This is a genomic window from Halovenus salina, from assembly GCF_026410925.1.
Lineage (GTDB): Archaea > Halobacteriota > Halobacteria > Halobacteriales > Haloarculaceae > Halovenus > Halovenus salina.
This window is the reverse complement of sequence record NZ_CP112972.1, coordinates 2,847,674-2,865,583: the sequence shown is the minus strand read 5'-3', so window position 1 is coordinate 2,865,583 and position 17,910 is coordinate 2,847,674. Positions and strand designations below refer to the sequence as shown.

Here is a 17,910-nt window from a genome sequence, read left to right as displayed (position 1 = left end):
TTGGTATGGAGATCCATCTACTCGACAGAGGAACAATCAGCGCGGACCTGAACTTCGCGCTCGACGCCGAGGTAGCGGCAGTCAGAAGCCAGCAGTCGCCGGAGCTTCGCTACGAGGAGTACGCCGTCTGGAATATGGTCATCGACCACCCCGAGGCGACGGTGCTCTGGGACACCGGCTCGAACCCCGACGCTGAATCTGTCTGGCCCGCGCCGCTGTTCGAGGCGTTCGCACACGAAGACGCCGCCGACCACGACCTCGAAACAGCACTCGCAGCGGTCGGCTACGGCGTTGACGACATCGACATCGTCGTCCAGTCACACCTGCATCTCGACCACGCCGGCGGGCTGTATCACTTCGACGGGACCGACGTACCGGTCTACGTGCATCGGCGAGAACTCGAACATGCCTATCTCAGCGCCAACACCGAGGCAGGCGGCGACGCCTATCTGGCCGCCGACTTCGATTACGATCTCGACTGGCAGGTCGTCCACGGCGACCGACAGCTCTTGCCCGGCATCGAACTTCTTCACCTTCCCGGCCACAGCCCGGGGCTGCTCGGTGCACACATCCACCGTGAGACCGACGACGATGTACTCATCGCTGGCGACGAGGCCTTTCTCGCGCCGAACTACGAGGAGGGCAGAGAGATGGGAACCAGCCTCGTCTACGACTCTCGGGCCTGGGAACGGAGTCGCCGCAAACTCAAAGAGCGCGAACGCCGGAGCGAGGCGACGGTTATCTACGGCCACGACCCCGACCAGTTCGAGAGGCTACGGGACACGCTGTGAGCGCTGTGTATTTGTTGTAGTTCATCGAAAACGCGGCGCTGCGTGGCCGACGCGACGGCTCTGGAATCTTGGACCACACGCCTTTTATACCACTGGAAGTTATCACCGGGTAATGAGACGACGAAAACTACTGACTGCGCTTGGAACGGGTGCTGTCACCGCAGTTGCAGGCTGTATCAGTGGCGACGATGGCGAGGACGGCGACGATACGCCGGAAGAGACCGATACACCGGCCGATACGGAGACCCAGACGGCCACAGAGACATCAGACGAAGGGAGTTCAGAGGACGGGGCGACGACCGACGACGAGCAGCCGACACTGACCATCGGAACCTACAGCTCGTTTCTGGATGCCCCGTCGGTCAGCCCCGGCGCACGCGTCAAAGAGGAGTTCGAATCCGAGTTCGACGCGACGCTGGAGTGGGCCGCCCCCGACCAGGAAATTAACTACTACATCGAGCGACGTTCGCAGGGCGTCGACCTCAACGCCGACATGTACCTCGGCCTGAACACGGACGAACTGGTCCGTATCGACAGCGAGCTCGACGACGGACTGTTCGCCAAAGCAGGTGACGTCGAGCGGGCAGGCGATATCCGCGACGGGCTCCAGTTCGACCCGGAGGGTCGTGCGCTGCCTTTCGACACCGGCTACGTCAGTCCGGTCTACGACGGGACCGAAGTCGAAGCCCCCGAGACCTTCGATGGACTGCTCGAGGACCAGCACGAGGGTGACCTCATCGCACAGAACCCCGGGACCGCGACCACCGGTCGAGCGTTTCTCTTCCACACCGTCCATCGCTTCGGCGAAGACGGCTACCTGGATTACTGGGCAGATCTCCAAGACAACGGCGTCCAGATTCTCGGTTCATGGAGCGACGCATACAGCGCCTGGCAGGAGGGCGAGGCACCGATGGTCGTCTCGTACTCGACCGACCAGGTGTTCGCCGCCGCAGACGGTGCAGACCTGGAGGAACACCAGATTCGCTTCCTCGACGACCAGGCCTACGCCAACCCCGAGGGGATGGCCGTCTTCCAGAACGCCGACGAGCCGGAGCTGGCCCGCCAGTTCATGAACTTCATCCTCGGCTCGGAGCTACAGGGCATCATCGCCGAGCAGAATGTCTCGTTCCCGGCGACTGATACGGCGACCCTCTCCGAGGAGTACAACGAACTCGCCAAGGAGCCACCCGAGGCCGTGACGTTCAGCTACGACGAGCTGCAGGGCTCGATGGAGACGTGGGTCGAGGACTGGGAACGCCAGTTCATCAGCAACTGAGAGGTCGTACGCGATGGGCTCCCGTAAGGGACAGCGCGGCGGCAGACCGCTGTGGCGGGAGTATCTCGACCGAGCAGGTGTCTCGTTTCGCGCGGTCGTCGACCGGGTCGGACTGGCCCTGGTCGCCCTCGCCTCGTTCGTGTTGTTACTGGTCGTCTTCTACTACCCGGTGGCGACCGTGTTGGTCGAGGCGGTCTACGTCGACGGCCGGGCGACAGTCGATGTCTTCGTCGAGATTCTGCGAGACCCGTTCTATTTCGGCGAGTTCGCGCGTCTGTTGAACGGCGAATCGCCGGTTGCGGTCGCCGGCGACCTGCTCTCGTCGGACCGCCAGCTCGGTATCGTCGGCTTCACCGCCTATCAGGCCGCCCTCTCGACGGTCGCGAGCGTCGCCCTGGGCGTCCCTGCGGCGTACATACTCGCACGCTTCGAGTTTCCCGGCCGCCGGACGATTCGGTCGCTGACCATCTTGCCGTTTATTCTGCCCTCGATTATGGTCGCCGTTGGCTTCGTCGCCACCTTCGGCGAGAACGGGCCGCTGAACACTGCACTCGGCGCTCTCGGGCTGCCGACGCTGGATTTGCTGTTCAGCCTCGAAGCAATCGTCATTGCACACGCCTTCTACAACGCGCCGCTGGTGGCGCGGATGACGACCGCGGCCTGGGAGTCTGTCGACGCAAGCTCCGTCGAAACCGCCCGGAGTCTCGGCGCGAGCCCGTTCCGGGCGTTCCGTGACGTCGTCGCGCCCCAGTTGTATCCCGCCGTGTTGATGAGTGCGACGCTGACGTTTGTCTTCACGTTCGGGACCTTTCCGATTGTCCTCGCGCTCGGTGGCCTCGATTACGTCACCGTGGAGTACTTCGTCTACCGGCTCATCCAAGACCTCAATTACGCCGAGGCCGCGGGCCTGGCGCTGGTCGAACTCGCTATCTCGCTGTCGGTTCTGTACGGCTATCTCCGGTACGAGGCACGCCAGTCGATGGAGTCCCGGGGTGCGCGGCCGCTCTCCCGGAAGCCGCTTCGTCCGCCATCGTTGTCGCTCCAACCGGTTCTGGTACGACTTGGTATCGTCTGTTACGGCGTCGTCGCCGCCGTCGTGTTCGTTCTCCCGATTGCGAACATGATACTCGCAAGCGTCACTGACGCGGGCGGGTTCACCCTCTCGCATTACCAGTTCCTCCTCGAACGACAGGCCGAGGGCGCTGCCTTCCAAGTCCAGCCCTGGCCCGCAATCCGGAACTCGCTTCTCTTTGGGCTCGGTTCGCTCGCGGTTGCGCTCCCGGTTGGCGTCGTTATCGCCGTGTTGACGACCCGTGACTACCGGGGCCGGAAGCTTGTGGACACGCTGGCGATGGCACCCCTGTCGGTCTCTGGCATCGTCGTGGGCCTCGGGGTGCTCCGAGGACTGGTGTTCGGCGTCGACCTCGGCGGAACCCGGATTGCTGTCGGTGGCGCGCTCGCTATCGTCGCCGCCCACGCGGTCGCGGGCTATCCGTTCGTCGTCCGCACAGTCGCCCCGGGCCTGGAGAACCTCGACGACCAGCTCGTTGAGTCCGCACGGGCGCTCGGTGCGTCCCGGACCCGCGCGTTACTCGATATCGAGTTACCGCTCGTGTGGCCCGGAGTCGTCGCCGGAGCGGCCTTTGCCTTTGCCCTCTCTATCGGAGAGTTCTCCTCGACGGTCATCCTGGCGACGGGAACCGACCAGTTCACCATGCCGGTGGCAATCGAACGGTTCATCGGTCGTCGGCTCGGACCAGCGACCGCTATGGGCGTCGTCCTGCTCGTCGTCACGAGCATCAGTTTCGTCGTCATCGACCGGCTCGGAGGTGAGTACAGTGGTGGCCTCTGAGCCCGTCGTCTCGCTCGACGGCATCACCAAGCGCTACGAGACGACGACCGCCGTCGACGACCTCTCGATTACCGTCTCGGAGGGAGAGTTCTTCACGCTCGTCGGTCCCTCTGGCTGTGGGAAGACGACGACGCTACGTCTGCTCGGCGGCTTTGAGGAGGCAACAGCAGGGGCGGTCCGTCTCCGGGGCGAGGACGTAACCGGCGTCCCGCCAGAGGCACGGGACATCGGCGTCGTCTTCCAGAGCTACGCGCTGTTTCCACACATGACCGTCGGCGAGAACGTCGGCTACGGCCTCAACTTCGCCGACCCTCCTGGTGGTATGAGCACCGACGAACGGGTCGCGGAGTTGCTGGAGCTTGTCGGACTCGGCGGGTTCGAGGACCGTGACCCGACCGCGCTCTCGGGCGGACAACGCCAGCGAGTGGCTATCGCTCGTGCGCTCGCACCTGGGCCGGACCTCCTCTTGCTCGACGAGCCGATGAGCGCACTCGACGCACGACTCAGAGAGCGCCTGCGTGTCGAGCTGAAGCGTCTCCAGCAGGAACTCGACATCACGACAGTCTACGTCACACACGACCAGGAGGAGGCACTGGCAATCTCTGACCGCGTGGCAGTCATGCACGACGGCGGGGCCGAACAGGTCGGCACACCCCGAGCAGTGTACGACCGGCCGGCGACCAACTTTGTCGCCGAGTTCGTCGGCGACAACAACGTCTTCTCGGGGAGGGTGGCCGGCCGCGACGGCGACACGCTCAACATCGACGTGGGGCCGACGACGGTGCAGGTCGCCTCTCCCGACGGGACGGCTTCATCTGGCGATACCGCCGTGTTCTGTGTCCGCCCAGAAGGATTCAGCCGCGGTGGCGCCACGAACCAGCTCCGAGCAGAGCTGGAGAGCGCCGAGTTCCTCGGGTGGACAACGCGACTCCACCTCGATTGGGAAGGCAAGGAACTGCTTGCACGGACCGACGCCGCTCCGTCGGAGATTGTCTCGGTCGGGTTCGAACCCGAAGACGCACACCTCGTTACTGTCGAGTGAACAGTTGTCACACCAAAACAACGCTCAAATGCCGTCTGTACGTTCGTACAGCTATGACACATTGGACAGAGGAGATGTTCGTCGAACACGCCGAGGTGTTCGAGCGAACAATGCAGGGTCGCATCGAGGACACTGACGAGGAAGTCGACCAGCTACTCGCCCTGCTGAACGAGCACGGTGTTACCCCAGAGACGGCACTCGACGTGGCATGTGGCATCGGTAGACATACCGTCGAGTTCGGCCGGCGTGGACTCACGGTCCGCGGGCTCGATATCTCGCCAGCGTACGTCGAGTCTGCCAGAGAGCGAGCCGCCGACGCTGACGTGGCCGAGGCGGTGACCGTCGAGATCGGGGACATGCGCGAGCTTGACCGCGTCGAGGGGAGCTACGACCTCGTGACGAACATGTGGACGGCGTTTGGCTACTTCGACGAAGCGACCAACGAGGCCGTCGCACAGGGATTCTACGAGCGCGTCGCCGAGGACGGCGCGCTGGTGATGGAACTCTCGAACAAGGATTACACGCTGGGCAACTACCGTGCGTCCCACGCCGGCCTCGACAACGGCACGCTCCACGTCGAGCGGAACGAGTACACCCCCTCGACCGGGCGAATCGAGACGACGCTCGGGCTTTTCGAACAGGACGGCGACGACTACGAGTATCTCGGCGAGGTCGAGTGGGACCTGCGGCTGTACGCCCCCGCTGAGTTGCGTCGCCTCCTCGAACGCGTCGGCTTCTCGACGGTGTCGCTGTACGGCGGGCTAGATGGGTCACCGCTGACGCGCGAGTCGAACCGACTCGTCGTCGTCGCACAATCCTAGAAGGGAATCGTCTCTGCCGGCTCGACGCTGTAGGCAATTGCCAGCTGGGCGAATCCGGCGAGTATCAGGACGACGCCTGCGACTTTCGTCAGCGTCCCGGCCCGCGCGAGCGCGGTGTCGAGCAGTGCCCGGCGACCGACCGCCGTCATCACCGTCGCCGCGAGCATGAGCAACGCGAACCCCGCGGCGTAGGACCCCAACACGACGGCAGTTCCGGCAACTGAAAACTCGAAAGAGAGGACAGTGACCGACAGAAACAACGGGAGCACACAGGCGGTCGCGGCGAGTGCGTACATCACGCCGAAGAGACCGAATCCAAGCACGTCCGCGCGTCGCTCTGGGAGCGGTATCGTAAACGAGAGTGCTCCCTTCCTGAGAACGAAACCACCGAACACGACCAGCGAGACGCCGACGAGCACTTCGAGCACCGGAATCGCCTGCTCTAGTAGCTCGCCAGCACCGAGAGCAACAACCGAGAGGGCCGCGAACGCGGCCACGGCACCCAGGCTCGCTGCGCCGCCGCGAGCGAGCGCCCCGACGAGTGGCGCGCTCTCGCCGTCGACGGTCGCGACGTAGTAGCCGATGTAGCCGGGCAGGAGCGCGACGACACACGGCGAGAAGAAGGCGGTCATCCCGACGCCGAACGCGAAGCCGGCCTCTGCGGTGAGTGACATGAGCTAGCGGACCTCGTCGATGCGGTCGAGAATCGTCGACGACTCCTTGTATCCGCCATCGGCCCAGGTCAGGCGGTTGTCGGTGTCGATGACCGCCGAGTATGGGACGCCGGAGGCGTCGAGTGCCTGTGTCAGTTCGAGGTCCTCGTCGTGGGCGACCGGCCAGTTGCCGTCGTGCTCTTCCCACCAGTCGACGACATCCGCAGGCTGTATCGTCTCGCCGATTGGCTCGTTTGTCACCGAGAGAAACTGGACGTCATCTGAGACGCTGCTGGCGGCTTCGTCGAGCTGGTCCATCTCGCGGCGACAGGTCCGACACCACGTCGCGAACATCGTCACGTAGGTCACCTGTCCCTGCTCTGGAACAGTCTCTGTGCCGGCGCTGCTCCCCGGCGCATCGAAGCGCGGGAGTTCGACCGCCTCGATTTCGTCTTCGCTTCCAGAGAAGTCGAATCCGCCGAAGGCGACGGCTGCACCGCCGCCGAACACCCCGAGCGCGCCCAGTCCGGCGAGTGCTTCGCGACGACGCATACTGTATCATTTGTGAGATTGCCGTCGTGCGGTTAAATCTGCTTCGTTCGAGCCGAGGAGAAATCGCGCCATTGATACCCCCGCAACGACAACAGGAACGCATGGAATTGTCGATGGAAGCGCCGTCTATCGACCATCTTGACGGGCTGGCCCTGCTCGCGACTGCGCTCCTCCTCGTGTTCGCGTACGTCGTCTACCCGACCCCCATGGTGAAATTCTCTGTCTGGCTGGTAATCCTGACAATCTACATGACGTGGTTCTGTTATTTCGGCGTGAAGTGGCTCTACGACGTGTACATGTGACCTCTCACGTGTCTGTCAGCGCCGTCTGTTTCCCTCTCCTGTTCTGGCACAATAGTACGTAGCGGCCGTGAAATGGCGACGAACCGGCGGTACGCCGGCGAAGCTTTCAAATGTGTCCAGTCGTATGCTACAGTGAACTATGTGTCATGGATACTCATACCGCGCCGACGATAGCGAAGAGACCGAACAGGAGTCCGACCCCGAGTTTCTGAACGACGAGGCGAGCGCAGACGCAGAACTCGTCACCGACGGCGGGGACGAAGACGACGAGTAGCCGCTGAAGCGAGCGGCTGTCGCCAGCACACGCTTTTTTTGCGCTGCAATCACCAACAGAACGCAATAGGGAGAGCTATCCGAGGTTGATGTTGACGTTTTTGACGCGGGTGTACTCCTCGATGGCGTATTTGCCCTGTTCGCGGCCGGTGCCGCTCTCTTTGACGCCGCCGAAGGGTGTCTGTGGGAAGGTGTTCGGCGTCTCGTTGACGTTGACCATTCCGTATTCGAGGTCGCGCGCGAACTCGTGAGCGCGCGAGAGGTCGTTCGTCCAGACACACGACATCAGGCCAAACGGCGAGTCGTTAGCGACTTCGAGGGCCTCTTCCTCGTCGCTGACCTCGATGACCGACAGCACCGGCCCGAAAATCTCCTCGCGGGCGATGGTCATGTCGTTGGTCACGTCGGTGAACACCGTCGGCTCGACGAAGTAGCCCTCGTCTTTGTCCTCGGGGACGCCGCCGCCGGTGGCGACGGTCGCGCCCTCCTCTTTGCCCGTCTCGATGTAGTCGAGCACTTCCTCGCGCTGGGACTCGCTGACCATCGGCCCCATCTGTGCGTTGTCGGTGATACCGTCACCCAGCGGGATAGAGTCTGCCTGGTCGACGACCATCTCAACGAGGTCGTCGTGAACATCCTCGTGGACGACCAGCCGGGAGCCGGCCCAACACATCTGTCCGCAGTTCATGAAGATGCCGTAGCGAACACCCTGTGCGGCCGCGCCGAGGTCGGCGTCTGGGAAGACCACCTGCGGTCCCTTGCCGCCGAGTTCGAGCGTGACGTTGGTGACCTGCTCGCCGGCTGTGGCCCCGATTTCGGTCCCGATTTCGGTGCTGCCGGTGAACGTGAGGTGGTCGACATCGTCGTGTTCTGCAAGCGCGTTGCCGGCGACGCTTCCACGGCCGGGGAGAACGTTGATGACGCCGTCCGGGAGGCCGGCTTCCTCAGCGGCTTTGGCGTAGTACAGCGCCGACAGCGGCGTCTGGCTGGACGGTTTCACGACGAGACTGTTCCCACAGGCGAGTGCCGGCGCAATCGAACGGCCGGCAAGCTGGAAGGGGTAATTCCACGGGACGATGTGGCCCGTGACGCCGACAGGCTCGCGTAGCGTGTAGTCGATGCGGTTGCCTTCGACGGGAATCTGGCTCCCCTCGACTTTGTCTGCCCAACCGGCGTAGTACCGGAGCGTGTCGATTACCATCCCGTGTTCGAGTTTTGCCTCGAACTGTGTCTTGCCATTGTCGCGTGCCTCGGCGAGCGTAATCTCATCGCGCCAGGACTCCAGTGCGTCGGCAAAATCATGGAGCATCGACGCACGTTTGCCGGGTGCCATCGTCCGCCACTCGCTGCCGGCCGCGACGGCCTCGCGAGCCGCCTCGACGGCCGTGTCGACATCCTCGGCCGTCGCCGCCGCGACCGTCGCGTAGTGGTCTTCTGTCGCCGGGTCGACGGATTCGAGTTCCTCGTCGCCCGCAGCGTTCGTCCACTCGCCATCGATGTACAGGCTGGTCGGACCTTCGTAGCTCATACGCCCGGAACAACGTAGCCCAGTACTGTATAGGTCTAGCAATCGCGGCGGCCAACGGATGTCCGAGTCTCGCAGTCGCTACTCACGGCGACGAACGGCCAGCAACGCAGCGCCGAGGACTGCAAGCACCGCAACCACTGGTGTGAAGCCGGGACCGTCCGAATCAGCCTCGGAGCTGTCACTTTCGAGGTCAGCGATCTGCTCGTCCTTCTCGTCGAGTTGTGATTCGAGGTCCGCGATGCGCTCGTCTTTCTCGTCGAGCTGGGATTCGAGGTCGCTGATTTCTGTTTCCCGGTCACTGAGCTGGGATTCGAGGTCTGCGATCTCCTCGTTTTTCTGGACAAGGTCTTCTTCGAGCGATTCGAGCGTCGCCCGAACGTCCGCGAGTTCGTTTTCGAGAAGCGTCGCCTCGGAGATTGTGGCGTCACCGTTCAGCCGTGAGGTGTCGAAGCCGTTTCGCTGGTCGTCTATCACCGAGTCGTTGTACGTGCCGTACAGTTCGACGGTGTCGCTGTGCTCGGAGAGCGACACCAGCTCCTCCTGGTTGGCCGACAGCCGGAGCGTGTCTCCGTCGAGTTCGATGGACTCGACAGCGAGCTGTCCGGTACTTTCGTTCAGCAGAGTGAACGACGATGCCTCGATGGAGGCGACAGCGTCAGGGACCTGGTATTCGAGTGTCGCCATGTCACCGTCGAGCGAGATGTCGGGTTCGCCGAGCATGCGGGTCGTCCGCCGGATGCGATCCTCCTCGGGTGTGGTTATCGTTCCCTGCCCTTCGACGTAGTTGACGACCGCAGTACCGTACAGTGTGAGGTCCTCATCGACGGTCTCCATCTCCGAGAGCATGGGGCCGCCAGCCATGTAGGAGTTGACCGCGACCTCGTAGGTCTCTCGCAGGTCGATTGGTTCGCCCTGGACGTAGACGTCTTTCACCGTCTGCTCGGGGTCGGGGCGGTCGACGACCTCGTAGGTGAGACCACCGACCTGGAGCTCCGGCTGGACGCCAAAGTCGTTATCGAAGGGAGCAGCAGTCCGGGAGAGGTAGTCGACAATCTGCTGTCCGGTCATCGCTTTGGTCACGAGCGTGTTCCCGAACGGCAGCGAGGTGTAGATGTCGTCGTAGGTGAGTTCGCCCGCCTCGATCATGAAGTTGCCGCGGATGCCGCCGGCGTTGGTCATCGCCACGTCGGCACCGGTCTGTGCAAGAAAGGCGTCTCCGATAACCCGCCCCCAGCCGGTGTCATCAGCGTAGTTGCCAAAGGTCGAGTCGAGCGACTCCGTTGCTTCACCGGCGACCTGTGCGAGGTCTTCGGTGCGGCCAGCCTGGACGACCTCGTCTGCGGTCTCGTTCATCGACCAGTCGCCCGCACCGAGGTCGTACAGCCTGCCGTCGTTGAAGCCGACGGCACCGTCGTCGACAGAGAGGTTGACCTCACCGAGGTGGGTTGCTTCGCCGCCCGCTTCGACGATGACGGTGCCGGATGTCACCTGTGGCTCGTAGAGCACTTCGTCGTCACCGGTGACGATGGCATCGATGTTCTCGGTGTTGTTTGCAATCTCTTTGGACTCGAGGACGCCGGTGTGTGTGAGTGCAACGACAACGTCGGCGTTCTCCTCCTCTTTGAGTGTCGCCGCGACCTGCCTCCCGGCGGCTGACCAGTCAGTGACCTGGTAGCCTTCTTCCTCGAAGTCGACGGCCGTTTTCGGGTCGATTGCGTCGTCGACGAGTCCGAGAATCCCGATTGTGACGCCGCCACGTTCAACCATGGTGTAGTTCTGGGTTCCCGGAACGTTGCCGCCGTCCTCGGCCTGAATGTTCGCGACGAGCCACGGGAACTCAGACTCCGCACTGAAGTTCGCAACAGGGTCGAAGCCGTAGTCGAGGTCGTGGTTTCCGAGCCCCTCTGCGGCCGGATTCAGGACGTTCAGCGCGTCGATCGGGACCCGCCACTCCGAGACCGCCGACAGCGAACTCGGACTCACCTCGTCGCCACCGCCGACGACGAGCGTGGGATTGTCGAGCGCAGCCTTGCGGTCGTTGATTGCGCCGACCAGCCGCGCCATCGATTCGTTGTCTGCCATCGCCGTCTGGATATCGTTGTACTGGATAATCGTGAGGTTCGTCCCGTCGTCAGGGCCGACAGACCCATTTACCTCTGCGACCGGACTGCCTCCGGCGGCAGCAGTCCCGGAGACAGCAAGCAACAGCGCCGCCAGGACGACCCCGGCGAGAATCATCACGTAGCTCCTCGTCTCTCGATTCGTCTCGGCCGGCAAGCTGTGAGCCCACATTACATCTCCGACCAGCGCCAGATGGCACATATACCTTGATGTTTCTCTATACATATTCCACCCAATCTAAATATATGACTCAGTTTCACACGTGAGCGATACGCAGATTGGCGGCTACCAGACTGTTGTACGGGCCGGAATGCGGGGGTCGAACCGGTCCCGGCCCGCGGCGACAATAGATTCATACCGCCGACCGTCCAACCCCGAGGTAGATGCGTCTGGAGGAGTTTATCGACGAGTTTGAGCGCGATGAGGACGCCAGGCGTCGCCGTCTCGCCCGCGAGAAGTCCTACGAGATTACCGACCACCTCGACGACGTCGAGCGCCAGTTCGAGCAGGTGGTACAGGGCGATTCACTCTACGGGTCGACCGCGCCAGAGATTTTCGTCGGCCGGTCGAACTACCCCGACGTGTCGACGGGACTTCTATCGCCGATGGACCACGAGGCAGACGCCACGCGATACGCCACCAGCGGGGAGTGGTACCAGCAGGGGCTGGCTATCGACGACGTGCTCCAGCGCCGGACCGGACTGCTCAACTCCACGCGGTCGGCTCAAGTGAACGTCGAAGACGTGTGGGACGGCTTCGTCGGCGTCCAGCGCGAGGTCGCTATCGCCGACCAGCCTGTCGACGTCGAGGTTGGTCTCGACAGCGCGCCCGAGGTCGACCTCTCGCTCGACGACATCTCGACTCCGACAGGGCCTCGGGCGACGGCGACCGACGCCACGCTCGCCGAGAACCCGTCCGTCCCGCGCCCGGTCCAGAAGACCCTGGCCGACGACGATTGGGCCGCGGAGGGGGCGATGACCTATCTCTACCGGCGCGGGTTCGACGTCTACGACATCAACACGATTCTCTCGGCGGGCGCGCTCGGGCAGAGCCACAACCGCCGGCTCGTCCCGACCCGGTGGTCGATTACCGCCGTCGACGACACTGTCGGACAGTACCTGCGTGGCTCGCTTCGCAACGCCTCGAGTATCGATGAGGTGCAGGTCTACTACAACGAGTACATCGGCAACCAGTACTGGGTGATTCTCGCGCCGGGCAACGGGGAGTTCGAGCTGGTCGAGCTGAAAGCGCCGGGCAGCATCTGGAATCCCAACCCAGAGGGCGACTACTACCTCGCGGCGGATTACGAGAGCTACGAGGGACGGACCGGCTACGTCGATGAAACAGCCGGCGCGTACCACGCCTCGCGGCTGGCGGTGCTCGAACATCTCGAAGAGATTGACCGCCAGGCCACCAGCCTGGTGATTCGTCACGCCAGCGACGCCTACTGGGCACCGGTCGGTGTCTGGCAGATCCGCGAGGGGGTGCGCCACGCCTTCGAGTCCGACCCCGCGACCGCCGAGACGTTCCATGACGCCGTCGGAACGCTGGCTCCACAGCTGCCAGTCTCCCTCGGGACGCTCCGGCGCAAATCCGAACTGGTCGCGGGGATTCAGTCTCGGCTGCGTGATTTCTGAGGCTGTCCCGTGGCTACCCAGAAGGTTTTATCATTCTGCTCACCTGAACGGAAGTGATGGGACCGCGTTTACAGGCAGTTCTCCGCCGGGCGCGACAGGCCCAGCACCGCGAGTCCCGCGACCTCCGGCGCTGGCTGGAACAGACGAATACGGTCGTCCACCTCTCGATTCTGTTCGTCGTTCCCGTACTCGTCGCACTCGTGACGGTACTCTCGAACAGGGTGGGGGCACTCTCCTTTCTGGTGTATCCACCCCTGGCGTCTGGGGCGTACACCCTGTTTGCCAACCCCCAGGGACGGTACGCGTCGCCGCTGCGGTTCGTGGGTGGGCTCACTGCGGGTGCCACCTGTGGCTGGCTCGCTGTGGAGGTAACGAGTCGCCTGCTGTATACAACACCCACAGGGGAGGTGAACGCCACCGCCGCGGCGCTGACAATCTTCATCACTGGCCTCGTGACGTGGCTGTTCGGGGTCGAACAACCCTCGGCGTTCGCGATGGCGCTCGTGACGCTTTTTGTTCACACCCGCGTTCCACATCCGCTCTTTTTCGTGTTCAGTGCCGCACTCAGTAGCACAATTGTCGCAGTGGGATTCGTAGGCTGGCGGCGGTACTTCTACGAACAGCGCGCACAGTACCTCTATGAGACGACCAGCAGTGACGACCACGTGTTGATTCCGATGCGGGGCCCGAGTCCGGGGGCGACTGCGATGCTCGGCGCACGACTCGCAGCGGCTCACCGGGCGGGCAAAGTGGTCCTCCTCGATGTCGTCGACGACGAGTGGATGGCTCGTGCCGAGCGCTCGCTGCTGGAAGACCACGGCAGTACGGAGCTCGTCAGGACAGGGCCGAGCCTGGAGGGTGAACCGATAGACGGCGGTCCCGACGGAGAGATGAATCCGCGGGAAGCTGTCAGTGAGTCTGTCAGCACGCTCGAACAGCGGGCGATGGAGGTCGAGACGCAGGTCGGCGTTCCCTGCCAGATTGTCGTCGCGACTTCGGGGTCGACGCTGGGGTCGACAGTGCTTCAGACCGCCCGTCAGGCCAACTGTGACCTGGTCGTGTCACCCTCGGATACAGCGTCGGAAACAATGACACAGTTCACACGTGAACTGTTTCAGGGTGATGTCGACGTCCTCGTTCACCGGTCGGAGAACGGGCGCACGCACTGGCGGCGGATTCTCGTCCCGGTTCGACAGGCGGGCGATGTCGCACACAGCATGGTCGATTTCGCCACGCGTCTGGCCGGCGACACCGGTGAGGTCAGTGTCGGCACCTGTGTCTCGGGCAAACGAGAGCGCCGCCGCGCCGAGGAGATGCTCGCCGACACCGTCGAACCGTTCGACGGCACCATCGAGACACGCGTCTCCCAGTCCAGTATCGAGACGTTCCTCGACCGTCACGCACGCGAGTACGACCTCATCCTGATTGGAGCGAGCCAGGACCGCAGTGCTGCCTCCCGTCTACTGTCGCCGCCGACCTTCGAGCGCATCGACGAGGAACTCGACACTGATCTCGGTATCGTCGACCGTCGGTAGCGTCCCCCGCGGGAGGAAACCGTTAACAAGCGACCGCTCGAAGCCTCCGCCAGCATGAAACGAGGAACTGTGTGATGTCTTCGGAGTCGTCGTTTCTCGAATCGACGCGAATCGACTCCACTCGCGCCCGGGTGGTAAGTCGGGTGTTCGCAGCGGGCGGGGCCGCAGTCATCGCACTCGCAGTCGCTGACACACTCGCCACACAGGTCGCGGTGGTGGCCGTGCTGGCGCTCGTGTTCACGGTCGCACTCGGCGTCTGTTACAACCGCGTTTTCTCGTGAGCGGTGTCGGAACTGATTGCCGCATTCTGTGCGGATAGTCACCAAGAGACCCACCAGAACAGCAAAGTCGCCAGGGCGTGATAACCCATCTGTATGGTCAAGATAGTCGACTTTCTCCACAGGAAAGACGATATTAGTCACGAGGAGTTCGTCGAGCGCTGGCGGGGCAAACACGGCGAACTCGCCGAACAGTTGCCGGGACTCCAGTACTACAGTACGTCGGTCCCGACCGATCCCGAGAAGGCCGAGCACGACGGCGTTCTCGAACTCGGCTTTGAGGATATGGCGGCACTTGGTGCAGCCTTCGACTCCGAGATCGGGCAGGAGGTCCAGGCCGACGCCGAGGAGTTCGTCGATGTCGGTGTCGGGCCGAGAATGATTGTCGAAGAAAGCGTCCACGTTGACGAGCAATGACCTCGACAGCAGCCGCGCTGGTCGCGACACTCGAAGAGCTTGACACCGAGTACGTCTTTGGCTACCCCGGCGGCCGCGTCATCGAACTTCTTGAGTATCTGCCCGAATCCGATGTCAAGGTCGTCCGCCCCCGCGACGAGCGAGAGGCAAGCGTAATGGCCGAAATGCACGGCCGCCTGACCGGGAATCCCGGCGTGCTTACCGGCCAGGGGCCGTGGATTGGCAGCCTCGGCATGATGGGCCAGATGGAGGCCAGACTCTCCTCCTCGCCGATGGTCGTTCTCACCGAGGCCTCCGAGCGCGGCGAGTACTCGACGCTCGCCCCCTACCAGCAGGCCCGCGGGGATTACGGCGGCTTCAGCCTCCCAAGTATCCTCGACGGCGTCGCCAAGGAGTGGTGGTTCCCACGGACCCCGACCGAGACGCTCCGGTCGACACAGCTCGCGTTCAAACACGCTGTCGCCGGGCGACCCGGGCCAACAGCGATTATCCTCGACGGCGACGCAATCACCGAGGAGATGCCCGAGGACCCGATTCCGCCGACCTGGGAGACCACCGAGCAGACACAGAACTGGGACTCCTCGCCAACAGACTCCGACGTTGGGTCGGCAGTCGAGGCGCTGGAGGCGGCCGAGCGGCCAGTCATCATCGCGGGCAACGGTGTCCACGCCGCACAGGCCTACGACGAGCTCGCGGAGGTCGCCGACGCCTACGACTGTGCGGTCACGACCTCGTATCTCGGCAAGTCGACGTTCCCCGAGACAGACGAACGGGCCGTCGGCGTCATGGGATCGTTCGCCCACGAGGGAGCGAATCAGGTCGTCAGCGAGGCAGATACCCTGCTTGTGGTCGGTTGTCGGATGAACCCGATGGACACCAACTGGCAGGCACCTGATTTCATCCGGCCCGACGAGCAGACCATCATCCACGCCGACATCGACACGCGCAACGCCGGCTGGGTCTACCCGGCCGACGTGGGCCTAATCGGCGACGCAAAAGAGAGCCTATCGGCGCTCGCTGACGCGGGCGGCAGTCAGAACGACTGGGCGCTCGACCGGGCCAGCGAGGCACGCGAGTGGTTCCACGCGCCCGAGTGTGAGTCGGATGCCTCACCCGTCAAGCCACAGCGCGCGGTCAAAGAAATCGAGGCCGTTGTCGACGAAGACACCATCGTCACAGCCGACTCGGGGAACAACCGGTTCTGGCTGCTGTACTACCTCCAGACGCCCGCTGTCCGGACCTACTTCGGCAGCGGCGGCGTCGGCGGCATGGGCTGGTCGGTGCCCGCCGGCGTCTCCGCGGCGCTGACGACAGACAACGACGTTATCTCTGTCGCCGGCGACGGCGGATTCGCGATGACGATGAACAGCGTCGAGACTGCTGTCGAGTACGGCGTTGCACCGACGTTCGTCGTATTGAACGACACCAGTCTGGGGATGGTCCGCCAGATGCAGGGCGAGGATACGATTGCCGGCGTCGAGTTCCACGACACCGACTTCGTCAAAGTCGCCGAGGCCTTCGGTGCCGTCGGGACACGCGTCACCGACGCCGACGCCTTCGCCGACGCACTCGAAGCAGGCAAAGCGGCCGACCAGCCCCACGTCGTCGAAGTCCGTATCGACCGCGACGAGGAGATGGCCGACACGCTCACCTCGTCGTTCTACGAGTCTGTCGGCGGCCTCCACGAGTAGTGCCGTTCAGCGCAGCATATCGCGGGTGTCCTCGTCGAGTGGGTCCGCGATATCGCCCATAATCGCCTCCAGCAGGTCGGTGACGGTCACCATGCCAACGACCTCACCGTCTTCGATGACCAAGGCGAGTTCCTGACGTTCGGCCTGGAACTGGTCGATGCCGTCGCTCACATCAGTGTCGGGAGAGAGCGTCATCGTCGGTGCCGCAAGCTCCGTGAAGTCGAGCGAGCCGTTCGAGAGTTGGTCGCGCCGCCTGAAGAGAACCGGCGTGTAGACGATACCGCGGAACTCTTCGAGGCTGTCGCCGACCAGTGGGTATCGGGTGTGTGGGTGGTCCTCGATTTTCTCGAAGTTGGCCTCCGGGTCGTCAGTCGACAGCGCCACGATATTCTCGGGAGAGACCATCACCTCCCGGACTGACTGCTCGCCGACGGTCAGCGCGTTCATCACCTCATCGCGGCGCTCCTCGGGGAGGTCACCTTCTTCGAGGACGGAGTCGAGCCGGTTCCGGAGGTCTGCCCGTGTCTCGATGACGTCCTCGCCGGTTTCGGTCCAGGACTGGGTCATCTCGACCCCGAACAGACGGAGCGTTCCCTTCGCGACGGAGTCACCGACCCAGATGGCCGGGGCGAGAATCTTCGAAAAGTAGTACAGCGGCCGCGAGCCGTACCGACAGACCTGTTTGGAGCGCTCGACGCCGAGGTAGGTCGGCGTCTGCTCGCCGTGGGTGAGGTGAATCAGATTGATGAGCAGAAACGCCAGCAACGAGCCGGCCCCGACAGAGGCGAGCCTGGAGTTCGCAAACAGCGGCTCGAACAGCGCCGCAAGCCCTGGTTCGGCGATGATACCGAGCGCGATACTCGTGCCGGAAATCCAGACCTGACAGGTCGTCAGATAGAACTCCAGGTCGTTTGTCATCTCCCAGGCGAGTTCGAGTCCCGGGGTATCGAACTCCGATTTTGGATACTGGCGGGCGCGGGTCAACCCGAACTCGATGGCGACGAAGAAGGCGTTGACCCCGATAAGAACAATACCACCGAATATTCGCAAGCTGATTTCGAGGGGTCCCATCACTGAGCGGTACTGACGGTGGACATAAATTAGTAGGTGACTTGTTTCGGGCCCGCCACGAACCACGACC

Annotated in this window: 17 protein-coding genes; 12 read left to right on the top strand and 5 right to left on the bottom strand. The window is 63.4% G+C overall.

Annotation, left to right across the window (positions count from 1 at the left end; genetic code table 11):
* The first annotated feature begins 5 nt into the window (after positions 1–5).
* From OSC37_RS14410 to OSC37_RS14390, 5 genes are all read left to right on the top strand, one after another.
* Positions 6–791, top strand: a complete 786-nt coding sequence (locus tag OSC37_RS14410) for an N-acyl homoserine lactonase family protein (RefSeq protein WP_267162131.1) — start codon at positions 6–8, stop codon at positions 789–791.
* Positions 792–903: 112 nt separating this feature from the next.
* Entirely contained in the window at positions 904–2,067 is a 1,164-nt protein-coding gene (locus OSC37_RS14405) for a thiamine ABC transporter substrate-binding protein (protein WP_267162130.1), read from the top strand.
* Positions 2,068–2,080: 13 nt separating this feature from the next.
* Positions 2,081–3,919 (top strand): ABC transporter permease, encoded by a 1,839-nt coding sequence (locus OSC37_RS14400; RefSeq protein WP_267162129.1) that lies wholly within the window; start codon positions 2,081–2,083, stop codon positions 3,917–3,919.
* Complete coding sequence (locus OSC37_RS14395; protein WP_382186314.1) at positions 3,897–4,961, top strand: ABC transporter ATP-binding protein; 1,065 nt, start codon at positions 3,897–3,899, stop codon at positions 4,959–4,961. The genes OSC37_RS14400 and OSC37_RS14395 overlap by 23 nt, the downstream gene beginning before the upstream one ends.
* Positions 4,962–5,014: 53 nt before the next feature.
* Entirely contained in the window at positions 5,015–5,782 is a 768-nt protein-coding gene (locus OSC37_RS14390) for a class I SAM-dependent methyltransferase (protein WP_267162128.1), read from the top strand.
* On the opposite strand, the gene OSC37_RS14385 is transcribed toward OSC37_RS14390, so the two are convergent.
* Positions 5,779–6,456, bottom strand: coding sequence for a cytochrome c biogenesis CcdA family protein (locus OSC37_RS14385; protein ID WP_267162127.1), 678 nt, complete (start codon positions 6,454–6,456; stop codon positions 5,779–5,781). The two genes, OSC37_RS14390 and OSC37_RS14385, sit on opposite strands and share 4 nt — an antisense overlap.
* A gap of 3 nt (positions 6,457–6,459) precedes the next feature.
* A complete protein-coding gene (locus OSC37_RS14380; RefSeq protein ID WP_267162126.1) occupies positions 6,460–6,987 on the bottom strand; it encodes a TlpA family protein disulfide reductase in 528 nt (175 codons plus the stop codon).
* A gap of 101 nt (positions 6,988–7,088) precedes the next feature.
* Here OSC37_RS14380 and OSC37_RS14375 point away from each other — a divergent pair, with 101 nt between their 5' ends.
* Positions 7,089–7,289 (top strand): hypothetical protein, encoded by a 201-nt coding sequence (locus tag OSC37_RS14375; RefSeq protein ID WP_267162125.1) that lies wholly within the window; start codon positions 7,089–7,091, stop codon positions 7,287–7,289.
* A 139-nt stretch (positions 7,290–7,428) separates the two neighbouring features.
* Positions 7,429–7,563 carry a hypothetical protein gene (locus OSC37_RS14370; protein WP_267162124.1) on the top strand — a complete coding sequence of 45 codons (135 nt, stop codon included), beginning with the start codon at positions 7,429–7,431 and terminating at the stop codon, positions 7,561–7,563.
* 75 nt (positions 7,564–7,638) lie between these two features.
* On the opposite strand, the gene OSC37_RS14365 is transcribed toward OSC37_RS14370, so the two are convergent.
* Entirely contained in the window at positions 7,639–9,090 is a 1,452-nt protein-coding gene (locus OSC37_RS14365) for an aldehyde dehydrogenase family protein (protein ID WP_267162123.1), read from the bottom strand.
* A 78-nt stretch (positions 9,091–9,168) separates the two neighbouring features.
* Positions 9,169–11,382 carry a 5'-nucleotidase C-terminal domain-containing protein gene (locus OSC37_RS14360; RefSeq protein ID WP_267162122.1) on the bottom strand — a complete coding sequence of 738 codons (2,214 nt, stop codon included), beginning with the start codon at positions 11,380–11,382 and terminating at the stop codon, positions 9,169–9,171.
* A 212-nt stretch (positions 11,383–11,594) separates the two neighbouring features.
* Between OSC37_RS14360 and nreA the strand changes: the two genes are divergently transcribed.
* From nreA to OSC37_RS14335, 5 genes are all read left to right on the top strand, one after another.
* Positions 11,595–12,848: a DNA repair protein NreA gene (nreA, locus tag OSC37_RS14355; RefSeq protein WP_267162121.1), complete on the top strand. Its 1,254-nt coding sequence runs from the start codon at positions 11,595–11,597 to the stop codon at positions 12,846–12,848.
* Positions 12,849–12,904: 56 nt separating this feature from the next.
* Positions 12,905–14,383: an HPP family protein gene (locus OSC37_RS14350; protein ID WP_267162120.1), complete on the top strand. Its 1,479-nt coding sequence runs from the start codon at positions 12,905–12,907 to the stop codon at positions 14,381–14,383.
* A 74-nt stretch (positions 14,384–14,457) separates the two neighbouring features.
* Positions 14,458–14,664: a hypothetical protein gene (locus tag OSC37_RS14345; protein ID WP_267162119.1), complete on the top strand. Its 207-nt coding sequence runs from the start codon at positions 14,458–14,460 to the stop codon at positions 14,662–14,664.
* 93 nt (positions 14,665–14,757) lie between these two features.
* Entirely contained in the window at positions 14,758–15,078 is a 321-nt protein-coding gene (locus OSC37_RS14340) for an EthD family reductase (protein ID WP_267162118.1), read from the top strand.
* Entirely contained in the window at positions 15,075–16,769 is a 1,695-nt protein-coding gene (locus OSC37_RS14335) for a thiamine pyrophosphate-binding protein (RefSeq protein WP_267162117.1), read from the top strand. Before OSC37_RS14340 ends, OSC37_RS14335 begins: the two co-directional genes overlap by 4 nt.
* 6 nt (positions 16,770–16,775) lie before the next feature.
* Here the strand turns inward: OSC37_RS14335 and OSC37_RS14330 are convergent, their stop codons facing one another.
* Positions 16,776–17,840: a CNNM domain-containing protein gene (locus OSC37_RS14330; RefSeq protein ID WP_267162116.1), complete on the bottom strand. Its 1,065-nt coding sequence runs from the start codon at positions 17,838–17,840 to the stop codon at positions 16,776–16,778.
* Positions 17,841–17,910 lie beyond the last annotated feature (70 nt).